Genomic DNA, 9,564 nt, shown 5'->3' with positions numbered 1-9,564 from the left:
TTTTATCGAAAAACAAGCTCTTTCTATCAAAGAAATCAACCACACGTTATGGTGATGGGCCAGATTTATCAAATATAACCTTTTGAAGTTAAAATATCTGTGAGCTGGTCTACACATTCTTCGATGGAATAGCTTTCTGTGTCTAAAATAATTTCTGGGTTTGCTGGTTCTTCATAGGGAGCACTAATACCTGTAAAGTTTGGGATTTCTGCATTCCGTGCTTTTTTGTAAAGTCCCTTCGGATCACGCTTTTCACACGTTTCAACAGAACATTTCACATAGACCTCTAGAAATTCTCCCTCATCTACTAGCGCACGGACAACTTGACGATCTTCTCGGTAGGGTGAAATAAAGGCAGTCAGAACAATGTGACCACTTTCTACAAAAAGCTTAGATACCTCCCCTATACGTCGAATATTTTCCTTACGGCCTGCTTCATCAAAACCTAAATCCTTATTCAAGCCATGACGAACATTATCACCATCTAAGACAAATGCTTGATTGCCACGTTCAAAAAGTCGTCGTGCAAAGACGTTCGCCACAGAAGATTTTCCTGAAGCTGATAAGCCAGTAAACCATAAAATAAAGCTTTGATGTTTGTTTTGTGTACGACGCTCCTCTTTTTTTATAGAAGCTTCATGCCAAACGATGTTAGAACTCACTTTAAAACCTCCTTACGCATTCCTTTAATCAGTACATCAACAACCTCTTTACGACTAAATGTACTTGGAGGCACTTCGCCATTACGCAACATTTCTCGAACCTTAGTACCCGATAAAATTACATGTGCTGCGCTATCATGTGGACAAGTTTTCGTCGTCGCCATTCCTTCACATTTATTGCAATAGAAGCTATGCTCAAATTTCAATGGAACAATCCCTAATTCATCTTCCGTAAATTGTTCAAAGATTTTTTGGGCATCATATGTGCCATAGTAATCACCAACCCCTGCATGATCACGTCCAACGATAAAGTGCGTACAGCCATAGTTTTTTCGTACAAGTGCATGGAAAATGGCTTCCTTTGGCCCTGCATAACGCATTGCAGCTGGAAACACACCTAATTGCACGCGATTTTCAGGATAATAATTTTTCAGTAAAACCTCGTAGCTTTCCATGCGAATTGTAGCTGACACATCGTCTGATTTCGTTTCCCCAACAAGCGGGTTTAAAAATAATCCATCAATTGTCTCAAGTGCCGCCTTTTGAATATATTCATGTGCCCGATGCACCGGATTACGTGTTTGGAAGCCAACAATAGTTTTCCAGCCCTTTTCTGCAAACAAATGACGTGTTTCAATCGGATCAAATGAATACGCAGGAAACTTTTGCTCAAGGCGTTTTACTAATGTAATTTTTCCGCCCACATAAATACTTGGACGTTCCTGCAGCTTTCTAACACCAGGATGCTCTAAATCCTCTGTGCCATATATTAACAATGCCTCTTTCCGTTTATTCGGCTCATAAATATCAGCGATCTCAATAACACCGTAAACAACATCACCATATACTAGTTTTGCTTCATTGCCAGGTTGTAATGTTGCCGCTACTTCCTTTGTTACAGGTAATGTAATCGGAATACTCCACACCACGCCTGATGCTAAACGTGTATGCTCAACAACGGATTCATAATCTTCCTGCGTTAAAAAACCTTCAATTGGACTGTAACCACCGATAGCAATTAACTCTAAATCACTAAGTGAAATGGCATCAAGCTCAATAACTTTATTTATATGTGTTGTATCCTTCTCTGGATTAAAGGCTTGCACTAATCGTCCACCATGTGGTTGTAAGCTCATCAAAATCTCCTCCTATTTTTATTGAATTATTAGGTTTTATATTTAAGTTTATTTGTGTATTAATTGGGGTTTCTTGCTGATTTGATCGGCTTTCGGTCAAAAGTGATCGGCTTTCGCTCTAATGTGATCGGGTTTCATTCAAATTTGATCGGCTTCCACTCAAATGTGATCGGGTTTCATTCAAAAGTGATCAGCTCCCGCTCAAATGTGATCAGCTTCCCCACTGATTTAATTGGCCCCCATTAAATCCCTTCACCTGCATCATAGATTGAGCGCTCTTCTTCACGCATTGTTCGCATTAAGCTAATAACACCAAGCGTTCCAACAATAATAGTGCCAGTTAATACGATGGCATAGAGATCTTTCTCTAAAAATAGCTGTACTAAAAAATAAGAAATGACTAAAGAAAAAATTGGCGAGACAATCCAAATACGGAGTATTTTTTTCACGATATGTTTATGAAAAATTTGTTTCCCGTTTTTGGCCATCCCCATTCCGATGATGGAAGAGGATGTTACTTGTGTTAACGGCACGGGAAGCCCAAAAATAGAGCTAATGCCGACAAGGAGTGCACCTGTACTCGATATCAATATCCCTTCCGCCTTCTCAAAGCGCACAATTTTTTTACCGTTTGTTTCAAGTACTCGTTTTCCTAGTAGCATTGCGCCAAGCGCTACAAATGCCCCACCAAGCCATATTCCATGTGTTACGCCCATCATGCCTGCACCAACAAGAGGGCCAACTGCATTTGCTACGTTATTCATCCCTGCTGAAAATGCTTCGAAAAATCCGGCAAAGACAAGAAGAATCGTTAATATCGGTCGATCCTTTAACAAGCCCTTGCCCCGTAATTTATACAGCCACTTACCAAAGACAAGTGCAATAACGAACGCAACAACCGGAATAATTATCCAAAATGAAATGATGACAAGCAGTGATTTTACATATAACACTTTATAAGCAATCCCAACACCTACAACTGCTCCCACTGTTACTTCACTCGTCGATAGTGGAATGCCTAACAGATTGGCTAGGAATAGCGAGCTTGTTGCAGAAATCAAAATAATAATGACAATCTTTACAGTAATGTACTCCTGTGGCATAATGCCGGAGCTGATTGTTTTTACTACCTCTCCACCACCAAGAACAGCACCGCTAAAAACTCCCACTGAGCATATTAGCAATGCTTGCCAAGCTTTTTTGATGGCACCTGCACCGTAAGCGACTCCCATTGAAGCTGCTGCTCCACTGGCACCTATATTCATCGCAAAAAATAAACTAATTGCTATTGCAACATATTCAAGCATGGCAAAACTCCTTTACTCATGTAACCCACATTCCGTTTTACCAGAATCCTTCCATCTACCTGAACGTAAATCATCCATCGTAAATGCTGGTTTTGTACAATGCTCACAACCAATACTTGGATAGCCTCTGTCGTGTAAAGGATTGTAAGGCAAATCATGCTTTGAAACATATCGCCAAACATCCTTCCATGTCCAATGAATGAGTGGACAAATTTTAATCGACTTAAATTTATCATCACGATTGATAAAGTTTGTATTTTGTCGAGTTGCTGATTGTTCACGACGCAAGCCTGAAATCCAAGCCTTTGCACCTGCTAACGCTTCATGTAACGGCTTTATTTTGCGAATATCGCAGCATTTATTTGGATTAGACTTCCATAGTTCATCACCGTATTGCGCTGCTTGCTGTGCTAGCGTAAGTACTGGTTTTTGCATAATAACGTTAAGCTGTGGATATTTTTCTTTTACTCTATCAATCGTTTCAAACGTTTCCTTAAAATGAACATCTGTATCTAAAAAGACAATCGTTGCATCAGGCTTCACCTTTGAAATAAGATCAATCAAGACAATTCCCTCAATCCCAAAGCTACATGCATAAATGATATCTTCTCCGTATTTTGCATAACTCCACTGTAAAACCTCCAGTGCAGCCTTATAAACTTCATCAACATTAAAATTCATTGTCGGTTCATGCCAAGTTGCATACGTTAACATATAATCCCCCTTCGTAACGAAAAAGGGCGTTCTAACGAAAGACAAAATGATAAACATGTCTTTGTTAAAACGCCTCTAGTTTGACTAGCCAGCTTATTATGAAACGATTGTTTTAGTTACTTCATTATACAATCATTCCCCTTATCACCAAGATATACTAAGTACACCTAGTAGTCAACTAGGTTTTCAAGAAAATTCATTTTATTGCACCCTGTTTTTATGTTTGACACTTGAATGTAGATGTTTCTCTGAGTATCTCCGACGATTGCCATGTAGCAGAGAAATTTGCTCACATAACTACCATTCTATTTTATTTATGATGAAAATCTCGTCCGTCGTTAACAGCAGTTACATAGCCTGCACGAATAACAAAGTCTCCGAAATGCTCGCCATCTAAACGTTCCTTTGCATAGTGTAGAAGGATTGGACGAAGTTCCGCTAAAATCTCCTCTTCACCGATATTTTCACGATAAATTTTATTGAGACGATCACCAATAAAGCTTGCTCCTAAATACATATTATATTTCCCTGGGCCTTTACCGATAAAACCAATCTCAGCCATTGCCGCACGGGAGCAACCATTCGGACAGCCTGACATACGAATAACAATTTCTGTATCGTTTAAGCCTGCTTCATCGATGATGGTTTCAATTTTTGTAATAAGGGAGGGCAAATAACGCTCCGCTTCTGCCATCGCTAAACCACATGTTGGTAACGATACGCAAGCAATCGAATTACGGCGTAATGCAGAATAGTGCGCACCATCTGTAAGCTTATATTGCTCAATAATAGCAGTGATTTCCTTCTTTTTTTGCGACGTTACATTACTAATCATTAAGTTTTGGTTTGGTGTTAAGCGGAAATCACCCGTATGCACTTTAGCAATTTCACGTAATCCTGTTAGAAGCTCATAATTTTCAAAGTCTTTAATACGGCCATTTTGAATAAATAATGTATAGTGCCATTTGCCGTCTGCACCTTCAATCCATCCATATTCATCACCTGTACGTTCAAAGGTAAACGGGCGAGCTTGTTGGATGTCCCAGCCTAGACGACGTGTTAGCTCTTCATTAAACCACTCAAGCCCTCTTGCATCAATGGTATATTTAAAACGTGCATTTTTACGCACTGAACGATTCCCATAATCACGCTGAATCGTAATAATCTTTTCTGACGTTTCCAGTAGTTTATCAGGTGTAATAAAACCAATAATACGAGCAAGTTGTGGGTATGTTTCATGATCACCATGTGTCATTCCCATCCCCCCGCCAACTGCCACGTTAAAGCCTACTAATTTATCATCCTCAACAATGGCAATCAATCCAATATCTTGTGAGAATACGTCCACATCGTTACTTGGCGGAATAGCAATACCAATTTTAAATTTACGTGGCAAATATTGCGCACCGTATATAGGTTCAATTTCTTCATCCTGACTATCGACTACCTTTTCACCATCAAGCCACAACTCATGGTATGCCCGTGTTCTTGGTAGTAAATGCTCACTTAGTTTTGCTGACCAATTATAAATCTCCTCATGTAATGCAGATTGGTTTGGATTCACATTACACATTACATTACGATTGACATCCCCGCAGGCAGCGAGAGAATCCAATAATACCTCATTAATTTCCTGCATATATTTTTTGACATTCCATTTTAAAATGCCGTGCACTTGGAATGCCTGGCGTGTCGTTAATTTTAAAGAGCCATTACCATATTTTCTCGCCATTTCATCCATTACTAGCCATTGTGCTGGTGTAGCTGCCCCACCCGGCGTACGTACGCGCACCATAAATTGATAAGCCGGCTCTAGCTTTTGACGCTGGCGTTCATTCCGAAGATCACGATCATCTTGTAAGTAACTACCATGGAATTTCATTAGACGGTTATCGTCCTCTGGTATACCAGAGCTTAATGGATTATTCATCGTACGTTCAAGTGTTCCACGTAAATAATTACTTTCGCTTTTAATACGCTCTACATCACTAGGCTTTCCTGGTTGTGGAGGTAAAATAATTTTTTCAGTCATTTTTTATCGCCCCTTTATTAATAAACGTCACGTTGATAGCGCTTCTGTTGTTTTAATTCATTGACAAAGGCTTTCGCTTCCTCTGGTGTTTTTTGCCCTTGATGCTCAATGATGCGATGTATTGTTGCATCCACATCAGCCGCCATCGATTTTTCATCGCCACAAACGTAAATAACAGCTCCTTGCTCTATCCATTCATAAAAGCTCGCGGCATTTTCCTCCATTTTATGTTGAACATATATTTTTCTATCTGTGTCTCGGGAGAAGGCTACGTGCATTTGACTTAGTGTATTTGAAGCTAGCCAGCGCTGCCAATCTGTTTGATAAAGAAAATCTGTTACAAAGTGTTGATCGCCCAAAATTAGCCATGATTTCCCTTCAACACCTAGCTCCTCTCGCTCCTCCAAAAATGCACGGTACGGAGCGACACCTGTACCAGCACCGATCATAATAATCGGTGTGTCCGCTTGCTCTGGCAATCTAAAGTTCGGATTTTTATGCACATAGATTGGTAATGTATCGCCAATTTGAATACGCTCTGCAACGCTACCAGAGCAAACGCCAAGACGTTGTCGCCCATTCGTTTCATAGCTTACTTTGCCAATTGTTAAATGCACTTCTTCACTGTTTGCCTTTTGACTACTAGCAATTGAATATAGTCGCGCTGGTATTTTACGTAGCAATTCTACAAATTGCTGTGCATCCCATGTAAACGGCGCGAAGTCCTCAGCAACGTCAAATAAATCTCTTCCTCTTGCATAGTCCTTCCAGGCATTCGTGTCTTCAAGTAGCTTTGTAAATTCCTGATGCACCGTATAGGCACCAATTTTTCGTAACAATGGCCTAGACAGCACTGTTATTTCTAGCTTTTTTTGTAATGCATCCTTGAATGGCAGTGTTTCTTCAAATACATTTACCTCAGTTTGTGGATCAAACTGTAACGCTGTTATTAAAGCATCGACTAGTCTTTCATCATTTTCTGGTTGAATACCAATACTATCCCCTGGTTCGAAATAAAAGTTTGCACCCTCGATGGATAACTCAATATGATGTGTTTCTTTGTTTGAGCCACGGCCATTTAAATTAATGTTTTCAAGTACTTCAGCATTAAACGGATTTTTACGAGAGTATGTAGTGTCTCCTTGGGTAGTCTGATGCTGTGTAGTCGATGTAGCAGCTATATCAGTCTGTTGAAACAATTCCTGCTGAACAGCTGAGAACCATTGTGCTGCCGCGTCATCATAATCTACATCACAATCTGTACGAGGTACGATTCGAGTTGCCCCTAACTTAGCAAACTGCTCATCAAAATCCTTTCCTGTTTTACAGAAAAACTCATAGGAGCTATCTCCTAAGGCTAGCACTGAATAATGAAGATGCTCTAACTTCGGAGCACGCTTACTATGCAAAAATTCGTAGAACTGTATTGCTTGATCAGGTGGTTCCCCTTCCCCATGTGTGCTTACAATAAGTAAAAGATTTGTTACCTTTTTTAAATTATTCGGCTTAAATGTTGCTAACGAAGAAATTGTTACGTCAACTTCATTATCTTTCAATGCTGAGGCGTATTTTTCAGCTAACCCCTGGCTATTGCCTGTTTGTGAGCCATATAAAATCGTCACTGTTTTGGTGATTGGTTTTACTGTCGGCTTTGCTTCTTCAACGATGGTATCAATAGTTGCTAGTGGAGCACTTAAATAGCCGTTTAACCAAATCCTCTGTTCCCCTGTTAATTTAGGAAGCAGCTCATTTAACAGCTTTACCTGCTCCTCATTAAATGGACTGTTGATTACTTGCAATTTCAATCTTGCCACCTCGCGTATTAGTATTATTTTCTTCTCTTCGTAATTTGTCTGAACTCGGTTGTTCTTCATTACTTTTTCTCAAGACATTTGCTTGTCATGTTATCTCTAAACTTATTTTGGCTGGCGTTATCGAAGTCGTATTTTTTCCTTCTTTTCAATTTGGACCACGTAGGAATTTTGCACAATCAATGTTATGGATCCGTGGTTCACCGTATTTAAAATTTGGCGGACATTATCTAATGCTAGATTAATATTTTCAGTCCTTTTATCTACCATTCCAAAACACCTTCCTCATTAAATTTTAGTAATTGCTCAATGCGTTCCACTAAAACTTTCCTTACGTTGTCGTCATAGCCTAAACTTTCACATAAAATAATGTTCTTGTTCTCATAGTTTTGTAATCGACTTGTTATGCTTTGACGCAAAATCCCAGTAAATAATAAATAAGGTACTATAAACACTTGATTGGCCTCATTCTTCTCTTGCTGTAGCCAATCTTCAAACGTAGGACCCATTCCATATAAAAAGCATGTGTCTACAGCTTCATAAGCATATTTGTCACGTAATCTTGTTGCAATTTTAGCTAAATCACTCTTTACTGAAGGATCACTACTCCCACGACCTATTAGTAAAACACTTGCATTGTGAGTAGGAAACCTAGCTTCTAAAATTCTAGTCTGTAGTGTATCGATTAATAGTTCATGGACACCAAGTGGTTCACCGTATGTAAATCGCACTTGTGGATGTTGTTTTTTTGCTTTATCAATCTCACTTGGAATATCGTGCTTTGCATGTTGAGCAGCTAGTAATAATATAGGCATGATAGCAATAGCCGTGGCTCCTCTGTTAATACAGCTATCTATGCCTTCAGCAATTGACGGTGCCGTGAGTTCTAAAAAACAAATTTCTTGAATCGGTAGCTCAATCTCCTGTTGTACGCTCTTTAGAAAGGTAACGGCTTGCTCCACTCCCGCCTTTACACGACTTCCATGAGCGATATATAAAATAGCTTGCATGAACCCACATCCTTATACAGAAATCTCTGCCAAATTCGACTGTGGAATGTTTTGCTCGAACCATTGAATTGTTTCTCTCAAGGTAACAACTTTTCCCACTACAATTATGCTTGGATTTTGAATATTTTCTCGCTGCACTATATCTTCAATATTGGCTAAAGTACCAGTGACAGTTTTTTGCTGAGAAAATGTGCCCCAATGGATGAGTGCTACTGGTGTTTCTTCATCACGCCCATATTTGAGTAGCTGCTGACGGATATATGGAAGATTACCGACCCCCATATAAATCGCAATTGTCTCAATTCCTTTTGCGAGACTTTCCCATCGAATTGCATCATCCTTGCCCTCTTGCATATGTCCAGTGACCATTGCAAAACTTGAGCTTAAATCGCGATGCGTAACAGGAATCCCTGCATAGGCTGGCGCTGCTATCCCGGAAGTGATGCCAGGTACAATTTCGAAAGGAATATGATGCTGCGCTAAGACTTCAGCTTCCTCAGCTCCTCTTCCAAAAACGAATGGGTCACCCCCCTTTAATCTCGTAACAATCAATCCTTGCTGTGCATAGCTGACAAGTGATCGATTAATCTGTTCTTGAATCATGGCATGCTGCTGAGGCATCTTACCGCAAAAGATGAGCTTAGCCTCTCGTTTAGCATAAGATAACAGCTCTTTATTGATGAGTCTGTCATACAGGATGACATCTGCACATTCGATACAACGCAATCCTTTTACAGTGATAAGATCAACATCGCCAGGACCAGCACCTACTATAAAAACTTTTCCCATTAGATTTCACTCCTCTACCGCTTTGTTTTCGCTACAAAATAACATTTGTTGTTGCTGTCGCTTCGCTTTCGCACAGTTAAACAATTGTTGCTGTCGCTTCGCT

Annotated in this window: 9 protein-coding genes; all 9 read right to left on the bottom strand. The window is 39.8% G+C overall.

Translation table 11 applies throughout. The features are described 5' to 3' along the window. Nucleotides 1–68 precede the first annotated feature (68 nt). On the bottom strand, nt 69–662 hold the full coding sequence (gene cysC, locus QRN68_RS15960; protein ID WP_285397888.1) for an adenylyl-sulfate kinase: 594 nt from the start codon (nt 660–662) through the stop codon (nt 69–71). Beyond that, nucleotides 659–1,798: a sulfate adenylyltransferase gene (sat, locus tag QRN68_RS15955; protein ID WP_285397887.1), complete on the bottom strand. Its 1,140-nt coding sequence runs from the start codon at nt 1,796–1,798 to the stop codon at nt 659–661. The genes cysC and sat overlap by 4 nt, the downstream gene beginning before the upstream one ends. A 242-nt stretch (nt 1,799–2,040) precedes the next feature. Further along, on the bottom strand, nt 2,041–3,105 hold the full coding sequence (locus QRN68_RS15950; protein WP_285397886.1) for an inorganic phosphate transporter: 1,065 nt from the start codon (nt 3,103–3,105) through the stop codon (nt 2,041–2,043). Nucleotides 3,106–3,117: 12 nt separating this feature from the next. Next, complete coding sequence (locus tag QRN68_RS15945) at nt 3,118–3,819, bottom strand: phosphoadenylyl-sulfate reductase (RefSeq protein ID WP_285397884.1); 702 nt, start codon at nt 3,817–3,819, stop codon at nt 3,118–3,120. Between the two features lie 310 nt (nt 3,820–4,129). After that, entirely contained in the window at nt 4,130–5,851 is a 1,722-nt protein-coding gene (cysI, locus tag QRN68_RS15940) for an assimilatory sulfite reductase (NADPH) hemoprotein subunit (protein ID WP_285397883.1), read from the bottom strand. Nucleotides 5,852–5,868: 17 nt separating this feature from the next. Beyond that, nucleotides 5,869–7,656, bottom strand: a complete 1,788-nt coding sequence (locus QRN68_RS15935; RefSeq protein WP_285397889.1) for an assimilatory sulfite reductase (NADPH) flavoprotein subunit — start codon at nt 7,654–7,656, stop codon at nt 5,869–5,871. A 126-nt stretch (nt 7,657–7,782) separates the two neighbouring features. After that, nucleotides 7,783–7,932 carry a YezD family protein gene (locus tag QRN68_RS15930; RefSeq protein WP_107924131.1) on the bottom strand — a complete coding sequence of 50 codons (150 nt, stop codon included), beginning with the start codon at nt 7,930–7,932 and terminating at the stop codon, nt 7,783–7,785. Continuing rightward, complete coding sequence (locus tag QRN68_RS15925) at nt 7,926–8,672, bottom strand: sirohydrochlorin chelatase (protein WP_285397882.1); 747 nt, start codon at nt 8,670–8,672, stop codon at nt 7,926–7,928. Before QRN68_RS15925 ends, QRN68_RS15930 begins: the two co-directional genes overlap by 7 nt. A gap of 12 nt (nt 8,673–8,684) precedes the next feature. Next, nucleotides 8,685–9,461 carry a uroporphyrinogen-III C-methyltransferase gene (cobA, locus tag QRN68_RS15920; RefSeq protein WP_285397881.1) on the bottom strand — a complete coding sequence of 259 codons (777 nt, stop codon included), beginning with the start codon at nt 9,459–9,461 and terminating at the stop codon, nt 8,685–8,687. Between the last annotated feature and the right edge of the window lie 103 nt (nt 9,462–9,564).

Origin of the sequence: Lysinibacillus sp. fls2-241-R2A-57, from assembly GCF_030209535.1 — a bacterium.
GTDB lineage: Bacteria > Bacillota > Bacilli > Bacillales_A > Planococcaceae > Lysinibacillus.
Note: the sequence above shows the minus strand (reverse complement) of the source record. Positions and strands in the feature narration are given on the sequence as shown.

Bases quoted from the DNA above. Each gene is read 5' to 3' on its own strand.
- QRN68_RS15925 (WP_285397882.1), bottom strand. From the start codon at position 8,672: ATGCAAGCTATTTTATATATCGCTCATGGAAGTCGTGTAAAGGCGGGA.
- QRN68_RS15945 (WP_285397884.1), bottom strand. From the start codon at position 3,819: ATGTTAACGTATGCAACTTGGCATGAACCGACAATGAATTTTAATGTT.
- cobA (WP_285397881.1), bottom strand. From the start codon at position 9,461: ATGGGAAAAGTTTTTATAGTAGGTGCTGGTCCTGGCGATGTTGATCTT.
- sat (WP_285397887.1), bottom strand. From the start codon at position 1,798: ATGAGCTTACAACCACATGGTGGACGATTAGTGCAAGCCTTTAATCCA.
- cysI (WP_285397883.1), bottom strand. From the start codon at position 5,851: ATGACTGAAAAAATTATTTTACCTCCACAACCAGGAAAGCCTAGTGAT.
- QRN68_RS15950 (WP_285397886.1), bottom strand. From the start codon at position 3,105: ATGCTTGAATATGTTGCAATAGCAATTAGTTTATTTTTTGCGATGAAT.
- QRN68_RS15930 (WP_107924131.1), bottom strand. From the start codon at position 7,932: ATGGTAGATAAAAGGACTGAAAATATTAATCTAGCATTAGATAATGTC.